Source organism: Roseicyclus salinarum (assembly GCF_029624655.1).
GTDB lineage: Bacteria > Pseudomonadota > Alphaproteobacteria > Rhodobacterales > Rhodobacteraceae > Roseibacterium > Roseibacterium salinarum.
Genome location: NZ_JARRSA010000012.1, coordinates 69,236 through 90,096, shown reverse-complemented (window position 1 = coordinate 90,096; position 20,861 = coordinate 69,236). Strand labels below are relative to the sequence as shown.

The window sequence follows — 20,861 nt, the reverse complement described above, 5'->3', positions numbered from 1 at the left end:
CGCGCGATCATTCCGCCGCTTCCGGCACCTTCTGCGGCGGCTTCGAGGGATCGTCCTCGCTGGGATAGACGAGGCCGGCCGAGATGATCAGCTTGGCCGCATCCTCCACCGTCATGTCGAGGATGACCACGTCCTTGCGCGGAACGAACAAGAGGAAGCCCGAGGTCGGGTTGGGCGTCGTGGGCAGGAAGACCGACACCATCTCCTGCGTGCCGTGCCGCCGCGCGATCTCGCCCTTGGCATGGGTGGAGATGAAGGCGATGGCCCACATGCCGCGGCGCGGGTATTCCACGAGGCAGGCCTTGTCGAAATTCTGCTGCCCCTGCGCCAGCACGGTCTCCACGATCTGCTTCAGCCCCGAATAGAGGGTCCGGATCAGCGGGATCGACAGGACAAGGCTTTCCGCCCACAAGATCAGCGACCGACCGATGATGCCCTTCGCGACCCAGCCCACCAGCAGCGTGAACAGGATGAACGTCACCACGCCGAAGCCGCGGATGTTGATCTCGATGCCGGTGTAGTCGCGGATCAGATTGACCGGGTTGTAGGCGTTCGGGATCAGCGGAAGCACCCAGCCGTCGATCCACCCCGTGAGGGTCCAGATCAGCCAGATCGTCACGCCGATCGGCGTGATCACGATCAGGCCGGTCAGAAAGCTCGACCTGAGCCCGGCAAGCAGGCCGCGTTTCGGGGGCGGGGGCGTCTCGGGCAGTTGCATGTCGGTGTGGTGTCTCGGCCGTCCGTCGTCTCTTATCTAGTCAGCGGCGCGCGCCCGCACAAGCATGGCGGGCCCCGTCGCCCGCTCAGCGTGCCATCGCGCGCGCGATGCGCGCCGCAAGCCGCGCATTGTTCAGGACGAGGGCGATGTTGGCCTCCAGGGTGCGCCCCTCGGTCAGCTCGAAAAGCCTCTGCAGAAGGAAGGGCGTGACCGCCTTGCCGGTCGCGCCCTCGGCCAGCGCCGCCGCCTGCGCCTTGGCGATCAGGGGCTTCAGGACCTCGGCCGGGATTTCCGCCTCGGCCGGGATCGGGTTGGCCACGAGCTGCCCGCCGGGAAGGCCCAGCCTTCGCCGCAGGGCATGGGCTTCGGCGATCCGGCCCGCGTCGTCCAGCCTCAGGGGCGCCGCAAGGCCGCTGTCGCGCGACCAGAAGGCGGGAAAGGCATCCTGCCCGACCGCGATGACCGGCACGCCCAGCGTCTCCAGCACTTCCAGCGTCTTGGGCAGATCGAGGATCGCCTTGGCCCCGGCCGCGACGACGCTCACCGGGGTCTGCGCCAGTTCCTGCAGGTCGGCCGAGATGTCGAAACTCTCCTCCGCGCCGCGATGCACGCCGCCGATGCCGCCCGTGGCGAAGACCTCGATCCCCGCGAGGCGCGCAGCGATCATGGTGGCAGCGACCGTCGTGGCGCCGGTGCCGCCGGTGGCGAGGCAGACCGCAAGGTCCGCCCGGCTCAGCTTGGCCACGTCGCGCGCCCGCGCCAGCCCCTCCAGCGCCGCGGCGTCCATCCCCGCCCGGATCCGGCCGCCCGTCACCGCCATCGTGGCCGGCACCGCGCCTTCGGCACGCACCGCGTCCTCGACGGCGCGCGCGGTCTCGAGGTTCCGGGGCCAGGGCATTCCGTGCGTGATGATGGTCGATTCGAGCGCCACCACCGGCGCGCCCGCCTCCAGCGCCGCCGCGACCTCGGGCGACGGCTCGATCAGGTCATGCATCGTCTTCCTCCGCAACATAGTCGGCCGCCGCCTTCGCCGCCGCCTCCAGCGCCTCCTGCCGTCCCAGGCCGCGCAACTCCGCGGCGATGTGCGCCGCCATGAACGTGTCGCCGGCACCCGTGATGCGCCGGGCCACGACCGCCCGCGGCGTCGCGCGCCACAGGCCCTCAGCGTCCGCCTTCACCGCCTCGCCGCCGCCATTCGTCACCACCACGCGGCGCGCGCCGGCGGCATGAAGCGCCCGCGCGCCGTCCTCGGCGCTGGCGCAGGCCACGCCCGCGATCAGGGCGGCCTCCTCACGATTGACGTAGAGCGTCGCGCGCGGATGCCCCAGAAGCGGCCTGAGCCGCTCCGCCTTGCCCGGGCTCGCCGGCACGAGGCGCAGGTCGGCCTCCGCGAAGGCCGGGCTCGCCGCGATCTCGGCGAGGGTCTCCTGCGTGAGGTTCCCGTCGATCGCGATGGCGCCCCGGTAGGGCGCGCCGGACGTGCCGAGGCGCCCGTCGCTCAGCGGCGAGAGGATGCGCGCGCCCGCACGCTCCAGCGAATGGGCATCCGCGATCGCGGCGACCAGCTCGCCCGCCCCCTCTATGGCCATGTAGCGGTCGGTCGGCAGGTCGCCGTCCACCAGCACATGCTCGGTCACGAGGCCCATCCGCCCGCATTCCGCCAGCAGGTCGCGCCCGTCGGGATCGTCGCCCACCACCGTCAGAAGCGCGGGCGTCAGGTCGAAGCGCCTCAGCGTCACGGCGATGTTGAGGGCCACGCCCCCCGGCAGGCGCATGATGCGTCCGGGACGGTCATGGCCCGCCTGCATCGCCACGGGCGCGCGGCCGATCACGTCCCACAGGACGGAACCGATGCACAGGATGTCGGGGCGTGCGCTCATGCCCCGGCCTCTAGCCGCCCCGGACGGCGCCGTCCAGTGCGCCGGTCCCCCGCTTCATCCTTGCCGAAAAACTCCGGGGGAGCGCCGCAAGGCGCGGGGGCAGCGCCCCCTCCGACGCCGCGGTCCCGCGCGCGGGCGGGCATCCGTGCCCGGCAGGGTCCAGGCCACGCATCCGGGGCAGGGGACTTGCCATTCCCCCCAAAACCCCCTAATGGCGCGCTCATCTCACAGGCGGAGGCGGGCCTGCGGGGGAGACATCCCCGCAGCGTCCACCGGTTGAGGCCCCGGATCGTCCCTTGGACGCCCGGCGTCTTCAAAACCTCCGCCGAGGCGCGAAACCGGAAAGGACAGGACATGGCGCTCCCCGATTTCTCCATGCGTCAGCTTCTCGAAGCTGGCGTTCACTTCGGTCACCAGACGCAGCGCTGGAACCCGCGGATGGCTCCGTACATCTACGGCGACCGCAACGGCATCCACATTCTCGACCTGACGCAGACAGTCGAGCTGCTGGACCAGGCTCTCAACGTGATCCGCGAGACGGTGGCCAAGGGCGGCCGCATCCTCTTCGTGGGCACCAAGCGCCAGGCGCAGAAGCCGATCGCCGACGCCGCCGAGCGTTGCGCGCAATACTACATGAACCACCGCTGGCTGGGCGGCACGCTCACCAACTGGAAGACCGTGTCGAACTCGATCTCGCGTCTGAAGGAGATCGACAAGCGCTTCGAGGAGGGCCTCGAGGGCCTGACCAAGAAGGAGCGCCTCGGCATGGAGCGTGACCAGCAGAAGCTGCAGGCCTCGCTGGGCGGCATCCGCGAAATGGGCGGCCTTCCCGACCTGATCTTCGTGATCGACGTCAACAAGGAAGACCTCGCCATCGCCGAGGCCCGCAAGCTCGGCATCCCGGTGGTGGCCGTTGTCGACACCAACTGCTCGCCCGACGGCGTCGACTACATCATCCCCGGCAACGACGACGCGGCCCGTGCGATCTCGCTCTACTGCGACCTCGTGAGCCGCGCGGCGCTCGACGGCATGTCGGCCCAGATGGAGACCGCAGGCGTCGACATCGGCGCCTTCGAGGAGGCCCAGGTCGAAGAGGCGCTCGAGCCCGAGGCCGCGCCCGAGGCCGCCGAGGCGAAGACCGACGCCGAGGCCTGAGGGCCGTCGGCGCTGCCGTCACGGATCTGACACGCGGGCCGGGGTAATTCCCGGCCCATGATTAAAAGGGGCCGGCCGTCAGGCCCGGCCCGTGGTAAGACCAATCAGGAGACCGACCATGGCGATTACCGCTGCAATGGTGAAGGACCTGCGCGAAAGCACCGGCGCAGGCATGATGGACGCCAAGAAGGCGCTGACCGAGACCGATGGCGACATGGAGGCGGCCGTCGACTGGCTGCGCACCAAGGGTCTGGCGAAGGCCGCCAAGAAATCGGGCCGCACCGCCGCCGAGGGCCTCGTGGCCGTCGCCACCGCGGACGGCACCGCCGTCGCGGTCGAGGTGAACTCCGAGACCGACTTCGTCGCCAAGAACGCCGAGTTCCAGGCCATGGTCGCCAGCATCGCCGAAGCCGCGCTGTCGGTGGACGATGTCGAGCAGCTGCGCACCGCCGAAGTCGGCGGCAAGCCCGTCGACACGGTCCTGACCGACGCCATCGCAAAGATCGGCGAAAACATGTCGCTGCGCCGCATGGCGAAGCTTTCGGGCGAGAACGTCGTGTCCTACACGCACAACGCCGCCGCGCCCGGAATGGGCAAGATCGGCGTCCTCGTGTCCTTCACGGGCGGTGACGACGCCTTCGCCCGCCAGGTCGCGATGCATGTCGCCGCCGTGAACCCCGCCGCCCTCGACGAGGGCGATCTCGACCCCGCGATCGTCGAGAAGGAGCGCAGCGTGCAGATGGACATCGCCCGCGAATCCGGCAAGCCGGAGCAGGTGATCGAGAAGATGATCGAAGGCCGGATGAAGAAGTATCTCGCCGAGATCACGCTTCTGAACCAGCAGTTCGTCGTCAATCCCGACCTCACCGTCGCAGCCGCCGCCAAGGAAGCCGGCGTCTCGATCACGGGCTTCGTCCGGCTCGAGGTGGGCGAGGGCATCGTCGTCGAGAAAGAGGATTTCGCAGCCGAGGTCGCGAAGGCCGTCAAGGGCTGACGCGCGAGGGCTTCCGCGACAACGCGAAAGAGAATGGCGCGGGGCAGGGACATCTGCCCCGCGTTTTTCGTTTGCGCGCACCCGCCGCCCAAGGGCAAGCCGCCGCCAATTCCTGAAAATGCCGCTGCTCAAGAAGGATGCGGCGTCGCCGAGGGACACGGCGACGCCGCCGGAACAAGGACTACGGACCGATTGGGACAGTCCGGTTCCCGACAAATCTGACGGCGACGGCGGCAAAAAAACACGCCGCCGTGCCGCCAACCACCCAATGAAGCCGGGTGCGGGCGTCGGGACGGAAAAAAGCCGCCCCCAAGCCCGGGTTCCTGGCTGCAATTGCCATCACTCGCGGAACATCTGATTGGTGACGCAGAATCAGGGCGACCGTGTAGTGGGGATTCCCTTACCTTGAGGGCGCCGACGGCCGCCGGGGGGCCTCACGCGCGTTCGAGACCGCGCCCGACAACTGCGGCCGGCGCGCCGCGTCGCCGCTGCGGCTGCCGCGATCGAGCCGGAAGATCTGGTTCAGGATCGACGCCTTGCGCACGGCCTGCGCCGTCGTCTCGACCCCGAGCGCGTCGCGTGCGCCGCGCAGGTGCTTCTCGATGGTGGCGACGTTGCGCCCCAGCAGCAGCGCGATGTCCTGCATCGTCTTGCCGTCGGCCACCAGTTCGAGGACCTCGGCCTGCCGGGGCGTCAGAAGCCTTTGCTGGCCCTCGGCCGGCAGCTGCAGGATGCACAGGTGCGCGACATGGTTGATGATCATGATTTCGGTGCCATGCTCGGCCCAGATCGCATCGGCGTCGTCCTGCGTCATGCCCTGACGGACGGCCATGCCGATGCCTGCATTCGCGTTCTTGATCGCCATGGGAAAACTGATCGTGTAACCCGCGACGATGCCGTGCCGCTCGTTCAGCTCGCGCAACGCGCGCTCGCCGCTGGTCGGCGGCACCGAGGACATCTCGCGGTAGACCTCGCGCCAGCTCGCCGCGCCGGTGTTCCCGATCGCCCAACGCATCATGACGCCGTCACGGAACATGCCGCCACCGACATAGGCCTCGATGTAGTCCGTCGGCATGTTGGTCAGGACGAGAGCGTCCTCGGGATTGTCGTAAAGGCCCGCGCCGCGGAACGCGTTGAAGGCGTAGAACAGCCTGTCGAAGCCGAAATCGGCCATCACGCGCGTGTGATGCGCCCAAAGCTCGTCCACGTTGTCCATGGCGAGATAGGGCAGGAGGACCTTCACGGACCGCCACCTTTCAGAAGTCCGTCCATCGCGCGGATCGCAAGCCCGTAGCCCTTGGCGCCGAAGCCCTGGATCACGCCCGCGCAGACCGGCGCGATCATCGAGACGTGGCGAAACGGCTCGCGCGCATGGGTGTTGGACAGGTGCAGTTCGATCACTTTTAGACCCGTCGCCGCGATCGCGTCGCGCAGCGCGATGGAGGTATGCGTGTAGGCGCCGGCGTTCAGGATGACGCCGTCATGGACACGCGCCGCGGCATGAAGGGCATCGATCATCGCGCCCTCGTGGTTGGACTGCACACAGACGATCTCGTGCCCGAGCTCGGCGGCGATGGCATGGCAGGAGGCCTCGATCTCGGCCAGTGTCGCGCTGCCGTAGATACCGGGCTCCCGCGTGCCCAACAGGTTCAGGTTGGGTCCGTTCAGTATCAGGATGGACATGAGCAGTTTTCCCTTCGCGCGCTCAATATACGGTCCGGTCCATGCCGGTGGAATGGCCCGGCGTCGTTTTGTTGGCACGCCGATGCGTTTGCGCATCTTCCGCGCGCCGGGGGGGCGCAGCCGGAAAAGGCATTCAGGATCGGGCGCTTGCGGATGGTCTTTCATGTGTCCGGCCGCAGGGGCGTCAAGCGCGCCACCTTCTTATTTAACATAATCATGATTATAGGCCATTTGAACGCCGCAGGGACGCAACGGATCAAGCCTCCGGAAAGAGAACGCTGAACATGCTGCCTTGCCCCTTCTCGCTCGTGATCCTCAGACGCCCGCGGTGCCGGCTCACGATGTGCTTCACGATCGCAAGCCCCAGGCCGGTGCCGCCCATCGCGCGGCTGCGGTGCGTGTCGACGCGGTAGAAACGCTCGGTCAGCCGCGGGATGTGCTGCGGGTCGAGGCCTTCGCCGCGGTCGATGACGTCGACGCGCACGACATTGCCCTTCATGCTGCCCGTGCCCGCCTCGCGCGACAAGGCGACCGTGACTGGCTTGTCCGGGCCGCCGTATTTCAAGGCGTTCTCGGTGAGATTGAGGAACACCTGCATGAGCTGGTCGCGGTCGCCGAGGATCATCGCGCGCGTGCCGGCCTGCGGGTCCGTGCCGAAGCCTGTCTTGCGCAGCTCCAGCGTGTTGCCACGTTCTTCCGCCGCCGGGCGGATCGCCGCGAAGGCGCCGTCGAGCACCGCGGCAAGGTCCACCATCTCCGAGGGACGCATCCGTTCCGCCGCCTCCACCCGGCTCAACGACAACAAGTCCGAGACGAGGCGGTTCATCCGCCGCGCCTCGTCCTCCATGATGGACAGGAAGCGCTCGCGCGCGGCCTCGTCGTCCCTCGCCGGACCGCGCAGCGTCTCGATGAAGCCGAGAACCGCCGTTAGCGGCGTGCGAAGCTCGTGGCTGACGTTCGCCACGAAGTCCCGCCGCATCTCCTCGGCCTCGCGCAGATGGGTGATGTCGGTGAAGTGCAGCAGGAGCGGAACGCGCGCACCGCCACCCTGCCCCTCCTGCGCCCGGTCGCGCGACAGCGGCGAAATCCGAACCCGGAACTGCGTGCTGCCCGCGCTGTCGGCCAGCTCGAAACGCGCCTCGCCCGGTGCGCCGTCGACCTGAACGGTCTCGATCCGCCCCAGGATCGCGGGCTGGCGCAGGACGGTCGCATAGCTCCGCCCCTGGATCCATTCGCCCAGAAGGCCGCGCGCCGCCGCGTTCGATGCCACGATCGTTCCGCCGGAGTCGAGATGCAGCATCGGTTCCGGCACCGCCTCGATCACGGTCGTCAGCTGGTTTCCACCCATGGCACTGAAACACCCTGCAATTTACGTATCCTTCACTTGACGCAAATCCCGCGCCCTGACAACGAGTCGCGCCGGGCCGATCATTGCACGGACAATCTTTCAATTGCGAAGTGGCGTCTTTTTGTTAGACTATTGGCTATTCGCCTTAATTCAGGCGGCGACACGAAGGACCGAGACCGTATTGCCGGCCCGACGACCGCACACCGAAATCACAGGGCCCTCATCATGATGGACGGCCGCGACAAGAAACTCACGGGGAGCCTCCGTGACGGCCTTCCGCCCGGAGATGCCCGGGTCGGAACGGTGCTTGCCGTCGCCCTGCACTCCGATGCGCTCGACCTGCTCCCGCGCAACGTGCTCGAGCCGCATTCCTATATCGCGCGCGTCGATTTCGACGACCTCGACCGCATCAGCTTCGCGGGCGAGCGTGCGCCCTCGCTGGTGCTGTCCCCACTCCTGACACCGGTCTTCGACGCCATCGACCTCGCACGCTACCTCAGCCAGCGCGGCTTCACGGGGCGGTATCTCGCGCTGGTCGACCGCCTGCCCTCCGCCAGGCTCATCCGCCGCGAGGTCGAGGCGCAATCGCCGGATCTCAACTTCGACGTCGTGATCCTCGATGGCTCTTCGCCGCTTCACTCGCTCTGAGGCGTGCCGCAAGGGCGGCCCTTTCGCCGCAACCTGCGCGGCCGCGATGCTGACCGCCGGTCCGTCCGCCGCGCAAGGCCTCCTCGACCGTGTGCAGGGGCTCTATCATCCGCAGGATCAGGGCGCATGGACTTGCGGCACCCTCGGCATGGACGGCGGCGCCGTCGGCGTCATCGGCCAGACGCTCCACGGGGTGGAGAATTCCTGCGCGCTCGAAAATCCCTTCCCGGTGCCCGGCATGGACGCGATGGCCTTCGACCTCGCCTGCACCGGCGAGGGGACGACCTACGATGGCGGACGGGCGATCCTCGTGCCGTTGCCGGACGGCCTCGGCATCGTGCGCGACGGCTCCGTCGTCATCTGGACGCGCTGCCCCTGAGCGCGTCCCGCCCAGTCACACCGCCGCCAGCGCCTGATCGAAGTCATCCTTCAGAAGGTCGATCTCCTCGATCCCGACCGAGACCCGGAAGAACCCGTCCGAGATCCCGAGTGCGGCGCGCCCCTCGGGTGTGAGCGCGCGGTGCGAGGACGACGCGGGATGGCTCAGCGTGGTGCCCACGTCGCCCAGCGTCGGCGCGAACGGCAGTTGCGGCGCGGCGCGCACCATCCGGTCCGCTGCTGCCGCGTCGCCCGAGATCTCGAAGCTCACCATGTTTCCAGTCCGCGCGCCCAGAAGCGTCTTCACCCGCGCCGCGTCCGGGTGGTCCGGGCGCCCGGGATAGAGCACGCGCGCGACCTTGGGGTGCGCCGCGAGATGGTCGGCCAGCATGGCGGCATTGGCCTCGGCCCGGTCGTAGCGCAGCGGAAAGGTATAAAGCCCGCGCTCCGCCAGCCAGCATTCGTAGGGCGACGGCGTGAAGCCGACCGTCACCGAGAAGTCATAGATCTTTCGCGCCACGACGGGATCCTTCGCCGCGACCCAGCCCAGCGTCACGTCGGAATGTCCCGCAAGAAGCTTCGTGACCGAGTGGATGACGATGTCCGCGCCATGCCCGAAGGGCCGCCATGCGCGCGGCGTCGTGAAGGTATTGTCCACCGCCAGCAGCACGCCCGCCTCACGGGCCACGCGCGCGATGCCCTCCATGTCCGCGACCCGCAGCGTGGGGTTCGACACGACTTCGACCAGGATCATCTTCGTCTCGGGCCGGATCGCCGCGCGAAACGCCTCGGCATCGGTCGGATCGGCGAGGCTCGTGGCGATGCCGAACCGCGCGAGGTCCTGGTGCATCAGCCGCAGCGAGCGGCCGTAAAGCTGGCTCCCCCCGATCACGTGGTCCCCCGCCCCCAGCACGCCCATCAGCGCCGCGGTCACCGCCGCCATGCCGGACCCGGTCACGAGCCCGCCCTCGGCCCCCTCCATCGCGTCGATCTTCTGCGCCAGAAGCGTCGCGTTCGGATGGCCTTCGCGGGCGTAGGTATAGCCCTGCTCGCGGCCCTCGTACTGCGCGTGCAGCATGTCGATCGATGGCGAGGCGTAGACCACCGAAGGCTGGATCGGCGTCACCACGGGCCGGCTCACCCCTTCGGCGAGCGCCTTGCGCCGAACGAGGGTCTCGGGGCGGTCGTTGCGGCGGTCCTCGGTCATCTTCCTGTTCTCCATCACGGGCACCGGCCGCTTCTAACAGCCCGGCGAACGGAGGAAAATCCTTCCTCCGCATCCTTCATCCTTGCGATAAACTCCGGGGGGCGCGGGGGGCTGGCCCCCCGCTTCCGCGGGTCAGGGCCGCACCGTCCCCCGCCCGGTCACGAGATACTTGAACGATGTCAGCTGTTCGGCCCCGACGGGCCCGCGGGCATGAAGCTTGCCCGTCGCGATGCCGATCTCGGCGCCCATCCCGAATTCGGCGCCGTCCGCGAACTGGGTCGAGGCGTTGCGCATCAGGATCGCCGAATCGAGCCTCTCGAAGAACCGCCCGGCGGCGGCGTCGTCCTCGGTCAGGATGCTCTCGGTATGCGCCGAACCGTAGCGCCTGATATGGGCGATCGCGCCGTCGATATCGTCCACCACCCGCGCGGCGATGATCATGTCGAGGAATTCGCGGCCCCAGTCCTCGGCGGTGGCCGGAACCACGCCTGCGATCTTCTGCAGCTCCGCGTCGCCGCGCACCTCGACGCCCGCGTCCAGCAGCGCGCGCACCACGCCCTGCCCGATCGTGTCGGCGACCTCGCGATGGATCAGGAGGCACTCCGCCGCGCCGCAGATCCCGGTGCGGCGGGTCTTGGCGTTCATGGTGACCTTCAGCGCCACCTCCGGATCGGCGGCGGCGTCGATGTAGACGTGGCAGATCCCCTCGAGATGCGCGAAGACCGGCACCCGCGCCTCGGCCTGCACGAGCCCGACAAGGCCCTTGCCGCCGCGCGGCACGATCACGTCGACATGCTCCGTCATCGTCAGAAGCGCGCGCACCGCCTCCCGGTCGCGCGTCGGCACAAGCTGCACCGCGGCTTCGGGCAGCCCGCCCGCCCGCAGACCCTGTTTCAGGCAATCGACCAGAACGCCCGACGAGTGGAAGCTTTCCGACCCCCCGCGCAGGATCACGGCGTTGCCCGACTTCAGGCACAGCGCGCCCGCATCTGCGGTGACGTTCGGACGGCTCTCGTAGATCACGCCGATGACCCCGAGGGGCGTGCGCACCCGCTCGATATGCAGCCCCGAGGGCATGTCCCAGGCCGCCATGACCGCACCCACGGGATCGTCCTGCGCCGCCACCGCCCGCAGCCCCGCCACGATCGCCTCGATCCGCGCCCCGTCAAGCATCAACCGGTCGAGCATCGCCGGCGAAAGCCCCTTGTCGCGCCCGAAGGCCATGTCCCTGGCGTTCGCCGCCACGATCTCGTCTCGGCGCGCGGTCACGGCGTCGGCCGCAACCTCCAGCGCATGCCGCTTGGCCTCGGGCGTGGCGAAGGCAAGCTCCGCCGAGGCCGCCTTCGCCGCTGCGCCGAGCGCCTGCATCATCGCCGCGATGTCCGTCGTCTCGTCCATGGCTTCGTCTCCGTCCATTTCCAACCGGGTCATGCCATTCCGTCCCGTGGGGCCTCGGCCCTGTCTTCCAGCGTGTAGTCCCGTGCGATCGCGAAGACGTGCACGGCGTCCGCGCCGTCCCGGCGCGCCGCCTCCGCAATGGCCCCGGCGCCCTCGCCCGTCCCGGCCTCCGTCAGCGACAGGAAGCGCCCGGCCCGCGTCACGCTTTCGTAGGCGCGGCCCCCGGTCGGCGCCGGTCCCGCGGCGGCCACCACGAAGCGGCCCGCGCCCCGCGCCCCGGCATCGGCCACGGTCTCGCCCACGCGGATGCGGTAATCCTCGAAATGCACACGCCGCCCCGCCGACTGGCTCGCCCTGTGCGTCGCCTCGCGCCGCCAGCCCGCAAGCGCCGCCTCGTCCGCCCAATGCTGGTGCGACAGAAGCGCGCCTTCGTCGTCGAGCGGCCGGAACCGCTCGAGATACAGAAGCCCCCCGTGCCCCGCCAGCACCGGCTTCAGCCGGTCCACGTGCTCGAAATAGTGCACCATGTGCCCGGGCTTCGGCCGCACGTCGAAGAACAGTCCCAGCATCCCCGCCTCCTCACAGCGCCATGTCGTCGCGATGGACCAGCGCCGCACGCCCCGGCGCCCCCAGCAGCGCCTCGATCTCGTCCGAACGGTGGCCCGCGATCGCGCGCGCCTCCGCCGCGGTGTAGCGCGACAGCCCCAGCCCCAGGCTCGCGCCGTCCGGGTCCTCCAGCATCACCGGATCGCCGCGACCGAACGTGCCCGTGACGGCCGTGACACCCGCCGGCAGAAGCGACTTTCCCCGCCCCAGCGCCGCCACCGCGCCTGCGTCGAGCCGCAGCGCGCCACGCGGCTTCATCGCCGAGATCCAACGCTTGCGCGCCGCCTGCGGGTCCAGCGTCGCGGTGAACCATGTGGCCCGCGCGCCCTCTTCCAGCGCCGCGAGCGGGTTCAGCCGCGCGCCCGCGGCGATCGCCATCGCGCAGCCCGACGCCGTCGCGGTGCGCGCGGCCATCAGCTTGGTCTTCATGCCGCCCTTCGACAGGCCCGATCCCGCGTCGCCGGCCATCGCCTCGATCTCGGGCGTGATCGCCTCGATCAGGGGAAGGTGCGCCGCCCCGGGATCGCTCGCGGGGTTCGCGGTATAGAGCCCGTCCACGTCCGACAGAAGCACGCAGACATCCGCGCCCGCCATGACGGCGACCTGCGCGGCGAGCCTGTCGTTGTCGCCATAGCGGATCTCGTCGGTGGCGATGGTGTCGTTCTCGTTGACGATGGGCACGGCACCCCGGCCAAGCAGCGCCGCGAAGGTGGCGCGCGTGTTGAGGTATCGGCGCCGGTCCCCGGAATCGTCCAGCGTCAGCAGGATCTGCGCCGCCGTGATCCCGTGCGGCGCCAAAGCCTCCTCGTAGGCGCGCGCCAGGCGGATCTGCCCGACGGCCGCCGCGGCCTGCGCCTCGTCCAGAGACAGCGCGCCAGACCCCAGCGCCAGCACCCCGCGCCCCAGCGCGATGGACCCCGACGACACGACGATCACGTCCGTCCCCCGCGCCTTGATGCGCGCGATGTCGGCAACCAGCGCCCCGAGCCAATCCGAGCGGAGCGCGCCGCTCTCCCGGTCCACCAGGAGCGCCGAGCCGATCTTGACGACCAGCCGCCGCGCCTCGGCCAGCGCCGGCACGCGCGCTTCGCTCAGGGCCGCCATGCCTGCGGCTCCTCGCGGGCGTCGCGATCCGCGGCGCGCCCCCGGTCGATGCGCGCCCGAAGCGTCCTCAAGACCTCGACGAGACCGGTGCGCGCGACGCCCGACATCGTCATGACGGGCCCGCCCGAAGCCTCCTCCAGCGCGGCGCGCCTCTCGGCGATCTCCTCGGCGGTCAGCGCATCCACCTTGTTCAGGACCGTGACGCGCGGCTTCTGTGCAAGGCCCGCGCCGTAGGCGTCGAGCTCGGCGATGATCGTCTGGTAGTCCTGCACGACTTCCTCGGACGTCCCGTCCACGAGGTGCAGCAGGACCGCGCACCGCTCCACATGTCCAAGGAACGTGTCTCCGAGCCCCCTGCCCTCGTGCGCGCCCTCGATCAGGCCCGGAATGTCGGCGACAACGAATTCCGCGCCGTCGACGCCGACGACGCCAAGGTTCGGAACCAGCGTGGTGAAGGGATAGTCCGCGATCTTCGGGCGCGCGTTCGAGGTGGCGGCAAGGAAGGTCGACTTGCCCGCGTTGGGCAACCCCAGAAGCCCCACATCCGCGATCAGCTTCAGCCGCAGCCAGATCGTCCGCTCGATCCCCGGCTGGCCCGGGTTGGCGCGCCGCGGCGCCTGGTTGGTCGAGGTCTTGAAATGCAGGTTGCCGAAGCCCCCGTTGCCCCCCCGCGCAAGCAGCACGCGCTCGCCCACCTCGGCGAGGTCCGCGATCACGGTCTCCTCGTCCTCCTCGAGGATCTCGGTGCCCGCCGGCACCCTCAGCACGATGTCGGCCCCGTCCTTGCCGGTGCGCTGCCGCCCCATGCCGGGCTGCCCGTTCTTCGCGAAGAAATGCTGCTGGTAGCGGAAATCGATCAGCGTGTTCAGCCCGTCCACCGCCTCGGCCCAGACGTCGCCGCCATCGCCGCCGTCGCCGCCGTCGGGACCGCCATACTCGATGAACTTGTCGCGGCGGAAACTGACCGCCCCGCCTCCGCCGCCGCCCGAGCGGATATAGACCTTGGCCAGATCGAGAAACTTCATCGCATCACCCCGACGTCCCCATGCGCGGGAAGCGCCCCTGCTTCATCCTTGCAAAAAACTCCGGGGAGCGCGAGGGGCTGGCCCCTCGCCGCCGGACGCCCGCCCCTACCCCAGACGCTTGAGGTAAGTCCATGTCGGCACCTTCGCCCCGCGCGCGACCGAATAGGCCTCGGCGTCGCCAAGATACTCGAACCCCGCATTGGTCAGCACCCGTGCCGATCCCGCGTTGTCCTGGAAGACGCTGCCGAACATGGTGGTGTTCTGCAGCGGGTTGGCCGCCACCAGCGCGCCCACCGCCTCCGAGGCGAAGCCCGTGTTCCAGAGTGCGGGCGCCACCCAGTAGCCGATCTCGGACTGGCCGCGGTCCATCCGCTTGAGCGACACGATCCCCATCAGCTCGGACCCCCCGAACTCCGTGGCGTCCATCGCCCAGACCGCCTCGTCGCCGGCCTGCCGCGCGGCCTGCGCGATGAAGGCCTCGGCCGTGCCGGGCGGCAGCGGGTGGGGGATGGTCGTCGTCATCTCCGCCACGCGCCTGTCCGAGGCATACATGGTCATGAGACCCGCATCCGAAGGCCGAAGCGGCCTAAGGTACATGCGCGGCGCCTCGATCACGGGCTGGGCCACGATGGCTTCCTGCTTCATGGGTCTGGCCCTCCTCCGGCCGAACCGCCCCTGCTTGAGCTGGGCTCGCACGTCCCGTCGCACAAGAGGATGTCGAAAATGCGAAAGGGCCGGCGGATCCGCCGGCCCCTCGGAAAACGTCCGTACGGATTCGGCGCTACTCGGCGGCTTCCGCCTGCGGCAGGACCGAGATGTATGTGCGGCCCTTGAAGCCCTTGGAGAAGGACACGCGGCCCTCTTCCACGGCGAACAGCGTGTGATCCTTGCCCATGTCGACGCCCGTGCCCGGCCACCACTTGGTGCCGCGCTGGCGCACGATGATGTTGCCGGGGATCACGGCTTCGCCGCCGAACTTCTTCACGCCCAGACGCCGGCCAGCACTGTCGCGGCCGTTGCGGGAGCTACCACCTGCTTTTTTATGTGCCATGTCGTCTCTCCTCAGCCCTTGGCGAGTTCTTTGGCCTGGTCGACCCAGCCTTCACGCTCGATCCGGCCCTTGAAATTCAGTTTCTCGTCGAACTCGGCGATGTCCGCCTCGGTCCACGCCGCGATCTGGGCGAAGGTCGTGACGCCGGCCTCGTTCAGCTTCTTCTCGAGCGCCGGGCCCACGCCCGACAGCTTCTTGAGATCGTCGCCGTCCGCGGCGGCGGCCTTCGCCTTCGCGGGCTTCGCAGTCTCGGCCTTGGCCGGAGCCGCGGCCTTCGCGGTCGACTTGCCGGTCTTCGCTGCCGGAGCCGAAGCGGGTGCCGACGTCGTTGTCGCTGGAGCCGAGCCCGCGCCGATCGCCGCCTTGACGCCCGAGGCGTCGCCACCCGACGACAGGATCTCGGTGATCTCGACCAGCGTCAGTTGCTGGCGATGACCCTTCTTGCGCTGCGAGCCGTGCTTGCGGCGGCGCTTCACGAAGTGGATCAGCTTCTCGCCCTTGACCTGGTCGACGACCAGCGCCTGAACGGCGGCGCCCGCGACCAGCGGGCTGCCGACGACGGCTTCGTCGCCGCCGACCATCAGAACTTCGTTGAACTGCACCGTCTCGCCCGCATCGGCGGCGAGCTTCTCGATGCGCAGACGGTCGCCGGCTTGCACCCGGTACTGTTTCCCGCCTGTCTTCATGACCGCGAACATGCGCGTATCCCTTCAGTTTCCCGCGCTCTGCGGCCCCGGTGTCCCGGCGTTCGTGGAGAGGCCTTCACGGCACCTCCGCCTCGAGCAGCGCGCCCCGGCAAGGGGCGTTGATCCATGTTTGCCGTGCCCGGCGCGAGGCGCCCGACGACGGAAGCCGCCAGATGCCCCACCCGACCCCGCATGTCAAGGCCCTCGGGCCGCGCGCGGGACGGTCCGGGCGGACCGCTCGGCTCAGGCGTCCTCGCCGGCGATGAAGCCTGCGGCGGCATCGCCCAGCTCGTGGCTGAGCTGTTCGAACATCGTGTCGAAGGCGGCGAAGAGCGCAGCGTTCAACGCCTGCCCCGCCTCGGTCCCGGAGAACGCCACATAGGCCTCCAGATCGCTGTCCGAAAGGTCGTCATAGGCGCTCAGCTGGAACGAATAGAGCCATTCGATCGTGTCCCGGCGCAGCTGCGGCTCCTGCGCCCAGACCTCCGAAAGCATCAGGTCCTCGGGGATCTCGACCTCGAAAGCGCCGCCGTCCGCAAGCCCGCGGTAGAAGGCGAAGTTGGAGTTGAGCGCGCCGGCCACGTTGCGCTCCACCAGGTCGTTCGCCTCGATGAAGCCGGTCAAGAGCTCGATGCGCGGATCGCCCTCGGCGATGGCCGCTCGGAAGGCCGCGTTCGCCATGTCCTCCGCCCGCGGATCGAGGAACGCGCGCCGCGCCTCGACCTCGGCATCGGCGATGCGCGCGCCGGGCTCGGCGGTGAAGAAGGCCGTCACCTGCGCCACCTCCTCCTCGCTCAGGGCATCGAGCGGAAACGCGTCCTCGAAAAGGCCCGTCATGCGGTCCTCGCCGTGGATGCGATGGGCCTCGGCCGACCAGGCCGCCCCGCCCTCGCCCGGGAACATGTCCGCCTCGAGCGTCCGCGCCGCCTCGATGCCCTCGCTCGCCATGATTGCAAGGACCTCATAGAGGTGCAGCGCCTCCAGCATCTCCTCGACATGCGGCGCCCGCTCCGACAAGGGGGGAAGGCTTGCGCCCGGCATCGTCTGCGCGCCGGATGCGACCGGAACAGCGCCCGCCAGCGCGACGGCAATGGACGTGGCAAGGATGAGACTGCGTGACATGGGCTCTCCGCGGTTGCGCGATATCGTCATGGGAACACATGGGACAGTCCGCGACGCATTTCCAGCGCGGCGCAAGGCCATCGGCGGGCGAATGCCGGGATCGTGAGCCGGCAGGGCGGCGCGCGCGGGCACGGGTGAGCGGGCACGAGCGACGAAGGGGGACACGGGGGGACCGCACCCTCGAAGGATCGCGCGACGATTGCGGGCATTCCTCTTGCGCCCCCGAAAACCATTCGCTACATCGCGCCCTCACAAGGACCACCTTGTCGCGGAGAGGTGCCGGAGTGGTCGAACGGGGCGGTCTCGAAAACCGTTGTGGGCGCAAGTCCACCCAGGGTTCGAATCCCTGTCTCTCCGCCAGAATTTCCTGAAGACCCGACCGGAAGCCGCCGCCGGGGCATCCCGGGGCGGGGATATCCCGGGTCGCCCCGTGCGTGACCCTTGGCACGCCTCCCGCGCAGGATCAGGCCTCCGCCCCCGGCCCTTCACGGATGCTCCTCCCGCTTGCGCAGACCCGCGAAGCGCGCCAGTCATGTGCCATGACAGAAGATCCTCACGCCGCCCGCCCTGCCACCGTTGCCCGCGCCCGCGACATGGCCGCGTCACCCGCGTTCCGCGACGCCCTTTCGCGGCTCGTCGCCTTTCCGACCGACGCCTCCGCGCCGGGCGCGCGGCAGGTCCTGTCCGACTACCTCGACCATGTCGCGGCGGAGCTTGCGCATGACGGCTTCGAGACGCGGCGATGCGAGGCCGAGGGCCGTCCCTTCCTGATCGCACGCCGGATCGAGGACGCCGCCCTTCCCACGGTCCTGGGCTATGCGCATGGCGACACCGTGCCCGCGATGGAGGGGCGCTGGCGCGAGGGCCGCGTGCCGTGGCAGCTGACCGAGGCGCCGGCCGAGGGGCGTCTTTACGGACGCGGCATCGCCGACAACAAGGGCCAGTTTCTCGTCAACCTCACGGCGATGCGCGCCGTGCTCGCCGCGCGCGGGCGGCTCGGCTTCAACGCCGTGTGGCTGATCGAGATGGGCGAGGAGATCGGCTCGCCCGGTCTCGGTGCGCTCTGCGCCGAGCGGCGGGATCTCCTGGCCGCCGACCTTCTTGTGGCCTCGGACGGGCCGCGCCTGTCTGCCGAGACGCCGACGATGTTTCTGGGCGCGCGTGGGGGGCGGACCTTCCGCCTGCATCTCAGGCGGCGCGAGGGCGGTCGGCATTCGGGAAATTTCGGCGGGCTCCTGCGAAATCCGGGTCTCGAGATGGCCCACGCGCTGGCGGCGATCGCGGACGCGCGCGGCGCGATCCGCGTGCCCGGCTGGACGCCGCCGGCCGTAGATCCCGAAGCGCGCCGCCTTCTCCAGGGGGTGACGCCTGCCGCTGGCGAGATCGATCCGGGCTGGGGCACGCCCGGCCTCACGCCTGCCGAGCGCGTCCACGCCTGGTGCTCGGCCGAGGTTCTCGCCTTCACCTGCGGCGATCCCTCGCATCCCGTGAACGCCATCCCGCCCGAGGCGACGGCATGGGTGCAGCTGCGCCATGTCACGGGCCTGGAGGCCGACCGCCTCGGAGACCATTTGCGCGACCATCTCGCCTCGCAGGGCTTCGGCGATATCGAGGTGACGGAGGACGGCGCGGCCTTCCCCGCCACCGCGACGCCGCCCGCGCACCCCGCCGCGCGCTTCGCCGCCGCGTCGCTGGAACGGACCGCCGGCCGCGAGCCGGTGGTCCTGCCCTCGCTCGGCGGCTCGCTTCCCAACGACGTGTTCACCGACATCCTGGCGCTTCCGACGATCTGGGTGCCGCATTCCTATCCGGGCTGTTCGCAGCACGCACCGGACGAGCATCTTCCCGCCGCGATCTTTCCCGATGCGGCGGGGCTCATGGCCGGTCTCTACTGGGACCTCGGCACGCCGGAGGCGCTGGATCTGCGCCAGGGTTCGATCGGGGGCGCGGGCTAGGGCGCATCGCCCCGCGACGCGGCCCAGTCCGACAGCGCCGGGTTCTCGTCTAGGGCAGCCGCGGGCCTTTGGCGGAGGCGTGCGAAAAGGCCGCCGGACCCCGCCGCGGGCGCGGCGCGCGGACGCCTGAGATAGTGGAACTCGCGCGCGCCGAAGTAGAAGCCCACGATCGCGCCCAGAAGCCACCAAAGCGGCTCGGGCACTTCGGACAGGCCGATCATCCGCGCCGCGAAGCCCGGCGGGTCGGCCATCGCGTAGGCGAACAGCCCGATCGTCCCCAGCGCCATGAGCGGGCGCGGCAGGCGGTTGAGCCCGTTCACCAGCCGGTCGAAGCGCGACGAGCCGCCATGGGCGTATTCCGCCGCCGCCGCCTCGAGCGCCATGCGGTAGGCGTCGTGCGAGACTTCGAGCCTGCGTGTGGCGTTGGCCACGAAGACCTCCGACAGCCCCTCGGCCGCCTCCCCCGCCGAAGCGAGCGCGCCCGAGGCGAGCGCCCTTCCGATCAGTCCCATGCGGCGGTCCTTTCCTTGTGGCCCTGCAAGCTGAGATGCCAGCGCGGCGAGATGAAGGCCTCGGCCCGGCGGATCCAGCCGCCCTTTCCGCCGTCGCGGGTGCGGGCATACTTGCGGCTTGCGGGGCGGCGGTCGGCGAGGCGGTAGTAATAGTTGCGCCGCGCGATGCCGTAGGCGTCGGCGAGGTGGCCGGGCGCGCGGGCCTGCGCGGCGTGCGCGGCCCGAAGCGTCTGCGGCCCGATCACGCCGTCCACGGCGACGTCGTGGCCCATGTCGCACAGAAGCCGCTGCAACAGCCGGACCGCGTTGGAGCCCGCGTTCACGTACATGTCGAAGACGGTGGCCTGCAGCGCCTCGGGCAGGCCGGCGAGGCCCGGGCGCTCGAAGTAGTGGGTGACGCAGATGTCGGCGGCGATCTGCGGCGTGACGCGGCGCAGGTCGCGCGCATCCACGTCGCCGTCGCGGTCGAGGTCGATCCCGAGCCGGCGCAGCGTGGCGAGGGTAACGCCGTGCTGCGTCGCCCCGCCCGGATCGTCGGGGTCGTTCACGAACCCGCCTTCACGGGCCACGATGTCTTTGGCGATATCGCGAACCGAAAGCATGGCTCGCACCTCCATGCTCGGCTTGGGACAGCCTGCATGTCACGATGGGATGCTTAAGATTTCGCTAAAGCCGAGCGCGGGCTCAGCTTTCGGGTTCGCCCGGCGCGCGGTAAACGCCCTGCGCCTGCAACGCGTCGATGACCTCTTCGGGCATGTAGGTCTCGTCGTGCCGTGCAAGGATCTCGGTCGCCTCGAAGACGCCGTCGACCAGCCGCCCGGTCCCGACCATGCCCTCGCCCTCGCCGAAGAGGTCCGGCAGGACGCCGGTGTAGCGCACCGGAACCGAGGCGCCGCCGTCGGTCACGTTGAAGGTGATCGTCTCGCCCTGCCCGCGCACCAGCGTGCCCTCCTCGACGAGGCCGCCGATGCGGAACACCTCGGAGGGAGGCGGCGGCGCGCCCGCCACGTCGGTCGGCGCGCGGAAGAAGTTGATGCCGTCGCGCATCGCGTAGCCGATCAGCGCCGAGGACAGCGCAAGCGCCAGGACCGCGAGGGCGATGATCTGGATCCGTCTCTGTTTCTTCAAACCGCGCATGGGTCACTCGCTCGTTTCGGCGGCCGTGCCGCATTCCCTTGGATCGCCGCCGCCAGCATCCCTGTGGATCTATTTGGGAGCGTTTTGGCCCCGCGTCGAGTGGACACGGAGCCGCGCGGGGCAGGATGGCCCCCGCGTGGCATCGTGCGACGCCGAAGCTGCACTTTCCCACCGCAGCGGCCAGCGTGAGGAAAAAACTTCAAGTATTTGTTTTTATTATGCAAGCCTTCCGTCCGGAAGCAGTCTGACGGCAT

23 protein-coding genes and 1 tRNA gene are annotated in these 20,861 nt (G+C 69.6%); 6 read left to right on the top strand and 18 right to left on the bottom strand.

All coding sequences use genetic code 11. The features are described from left to right. Positions 1–7: 7 nt before the first annotated feature. The 3 genes from P6F26_RS10310 to P6F26_RS10300 form a co-directional block, all read right to left on the bottom strand. Positions 8–718, bottom strand: a complete 711-nt coding sequence (locus tag P6F26_RS10310; protein ID WP_278028597.1) for a DUF502 domain-containing protein — start codon at positions 716–718, stop codon at positions 8–10. Between the two features lie 85 nt (positions 719–803). Further along, positions 804–1,712, bottom strand: a complete 909-nt coding sequence (locus tag P6F26_RS10305) for a pseudouridine-5'-phosphate glycosidase (RefSeq protein ID WP_278028596.1) — start codon at positions 1,710–1,712, stop codon at positions 804–806. Continuing rightward, positions 1,705–2,598, bottom strand: a complete 894-nt coding sequence (locus tag P6F26_RS10300) for a PfkB family carbohydrate kinase (protein ID WP_278028595.1) — start codon at positions 2,596–2,598, stop codon at positions 1,705–1,707. The genes P6F26_RS10305 and P6F26_RS10300 overlap by 8 nt, the downstream gene beginning before the upstream one ends. A 354-nt stretch (positions 2,599–2,952) precedes the next feature. Here P6F26_RS10300 and rpsB point away from each other — a divergent pair, with 354 nt between their 5' ends. Both rpsB and tsf read left to right on the top strand, forming a co-directional pair. After that, positions 2,953–3,753 (top strand): 30S ribosomal protein S2, encoded by an 801-nt coding sequence (gene rpsB, locus P6F26_RS10295; protein ID WP_278028594.1) that lies wholly within the window; start codon positions 2,953–2,955, stop codon positions 3,751–3,753. 118 nt (positions 3,754–3,871) lie between these two features. Further along, on the top strand, positions 3,872–4,747 hold the full coding sequence (gene tsf, locus P6F26_RS10290) for a translation elongation factor Ts (RefSeq protein WP_278028593.1): 876 nt from the start codon (positions 3,872–3,874) through the stop codon (positions 4,745–4,747). Between the two features lie 400 nt (positions 4,748–5,147). On the opposite strand, the gene P6F26_RS10285 is transcribed toward tsf, so the two are convergent. The 3 genes from P6F26_RS10285 to P6F26_RS10275 form a co-directional block, all read right to left on the bottom strand. Next, positions 5,148–5,990: a helix-turn-helix transcriptional regulator gene (locus P6F26_RS10285; RefSeq protein ID WP_278028592.1), complete on the bottom strand. Its 843-nt coding sequence runs from the start codon at positions 5,988–5,990 to the stop codon at positions 5,148–5,150. Further along, positions 5,987–6,430, bottom strand: a complete 444-nt coding sequence (aroQ, locus tag P6F26_RS10280) for a type II 3-dehydroquinate dehydratase (protein ID WP_278028591.1) — start codon at positions 6,428–6,430, stop codon at positions 5,987–5,989. Before aroQ ends, P6F26_RS10285 begins: the two co-directional genes overlap by 4 nt. 256 nt (positions 6,431–6,686) lie before the next feature. After that, positions 6,687–7,778, bottom strand: coding sequence for an ATP-binding protein (locus tag P6F26_RS10275; RefSeq protein WP_278028590.1), 1,092 nt, complete (start codon positions 7,776–7,778; stop codon positions 6,687–6,689). Positions 7,779–8,003: 225 nt separating this feature from the next. Between P6F26_RS10275 and P6F26_RS10270 the strand changes: the two genes are divergently transcribed. Together P6F26_RS10270 and P6F26_RS10265 are read left to right on the top strand one after the other, a co-directional pair. Continuing rightward, on the top strand, positions 8,004–8,426 hold the full coding sequence (locus tag P6F26_RS10270; RefSeq protein WP_278028589.1) for a hypothetical protein: 423 nt from the start codon (positions 8,004–8,006) through the stop codon (positions 8,424–8,426). 46 nt (positions 8,427–8,472) lie between these two features. After that, positions 8,473–8,805, top strand: a complete 333-nt coding sequence (locus P6F26_RS10265; RefSeq protein WP_278028588.1) for a hypothetical protein — start codon at positions 8,473–8,475, stop codon at positions 8,803–8,805. Positions 8,806–8,820: 15 nt separating this feature from the next. Here the strand turns inward: P6F26_RS10265 and P6F26_RS10260 are convergent, their stop codons facing one another. The 9 genes from P6F26_RS10260 to P6F26_RS10220 form a co-directional block, all read right to left on the bottom strand. Next, a complete protein-coding gene (locus P6F26_RS10260) occupies positions 8,821–10,011 on the bottom strand; it encodes a trans-sulfuration enzyme family protein (RefSeq protein ID WP_278028587.1) in 1,191 nt (396 codons plus the stop codon). Between the two features lie 132 nt (positions 10,012–10,143). After that, a complete protein-coding gene (locus tag P6F26_RS10255; RefSeq protein WP_278028620.1) occupies positions 10,144–11,409 on the bottom strand; it encodes a glutamate-5-semialdehyde dehydrogenase in 1,266 nt (421 codons plus the stop codon). Between the two features lie 29 nt (positions 11,410–11,438). Beyond that, positions 11,439–11,978 (bottom strand): antibiotic biosynthesis monooxygenase family protein, encoded by a 540-nt coding sequence (locus P6F26_RS10250; protein WP_278028586.1) that lies wholly within the window; start codon positions 11,976–11,978, stop codon positions 11,439–11,441. A gap of 10 nt (positions 11,979–11,988) precedes the next feature. Then, complete coding sequence (gene proB, locus P6F26_RS10245; protein ID WP_278028585.1) at positions 11,989–13,119, bottom strand: glutamate 5-kinase; 1,131 nt, start codon at positions 13,117–13,119, stop codon at positions 11,989–11,991. Continuing rightward, positions 13,107–14,144: a GTPase ObgE gene (obgE, locus tag P6F26_RS10240; RefSeq protein ID WP_278028584.1), complete on the bottom strand. Its 1,038-nt coding sequence runs from the start codon at positions 14,142–14,144 to the stop codon at positions 13,107–13,109. Before obgE ends, proB begins: the two co-directional genes overlap by 13 nt. Before the next feature lie 105 nt (positions 14,145–14,249). Then, complete coding sequence (locus P6F26_RS10235) at positions 14,250–14,789, bottom strand: GNAT family N-acetyltransferase (RefSeq protein WP_278028583.1); 540 nt, start codon at positions 14,787–14,789, stop codon at positions 14,250–14,252. A gap of 136 nt (positions 14,790–14,925) precedes the next feature. Then, on the bottom strand, positions 14,926–15,195 hold the full coding sequence (gene rpmA / locus P6F26_RS10230) for a 50S ribosomal protein L27 (RefSeq protein ID WP_278028582.1): 270 nt from the start codon (positions 15,193–15,195) through the stop codon (positions 14,926–14,928). An 11-nt stretch (positions 15,196–15,206) separates the two neighbouring features. Next, the gene (locus P6F26_RS10225; RefSeq protein WP_278028581.1) at positions 15,207–15,893 is read right to left on the bottom strand and encodes a 50S ribosomal protein L21; all 687 of its coding nucleotides are present in this window, start codon (positions 15,891–15,893) and stop codon (positions 15,207–15,209) included. A 231-nt stretch (positions 15,894–16,124) separates the two neighbouring features. Then, the gene (locus tag P6F26_RS10220; protein WP_278028580.1) at positions 16,125–17,003 is read right to left on the bottom strand and encodes a hypothetical protein; all 879 of its coding nucleotides are present in this window, start codon (positions 17,001–17,003) and stop codon (positions 16,125–16,127) included. A gap of 270 nt (positions 17,004–17,273) precedes the next feature. On the opposite strand from P6F26_RS10220, the gene P6F26_RS10215 reads away from it, so the two are divergent. Beyond that, positions 17,274–17,363 (top strand) — tRNA-Ser (locus tag P6F26_RS10215). A 179-nt stretch (positions 17,364–17,542) separates the two neighbouring features. Then, complete coding sequence (locus P6F26_RS10210; protein WP_278028579.1) at positions 17,543–18,958, top strand: M20/M25/M40 family metallo-hydrolase; 1,416 nt, start codon at positions 17,543–17,545, stop codon at positions 18,956–18,958. On the opposite strand, the gene P6F26_RS10205 is transcribed toward P6F26_RS10210, so the two are convergent. From P6F26_RS10205 to ccmE, 3 genes are all read right to left on the bottom strand, one after another. Further along, positions 18,955–19,470, bottom strand: coding sequence for a holin family protein (locus tag P6F26_RS10205; protein WP_278028578.1), 516 nt, complete (start codon positions 19,468–19,470; stop codon positions 18,955–18,957). The two genes, P6F26_RS10210 and P6F26_RS10205, sit on opposite strands and share 4 nt — an antisense overlap. Continuing rightward, on the bottom strand, positions 19,461–20,072 hold the full coding sequence (locus P6F26_RS10200) for a holin-associated N-acetylmuramidase (protein WP_278028577.1): 612 nt from the start codon (positions 20,070–20,072) through the stop codon (positions 19,461–19,463). Before P6F26_RS10200 ends, P6F26_RS10205 begins: the two co-directional genes overlap by 10 nt. 82 nt (positions 20,073–20,154) lie before the next feature. Beyond that, on the bottom strand, positions 20,155–20,607 hold the full coding sequence (gene ccmE / locus P6F26_RS10195) for a cytochrome c maturation protein CcmE (RefSeq protein WP_278028576.1): 453 nt from the start codon (positions 20,605–20,607) through the stop codon (positions 20,155–20,157). Between the last annotated feature and the right edge of the window lie 254 nt (positions 20,608–20,861).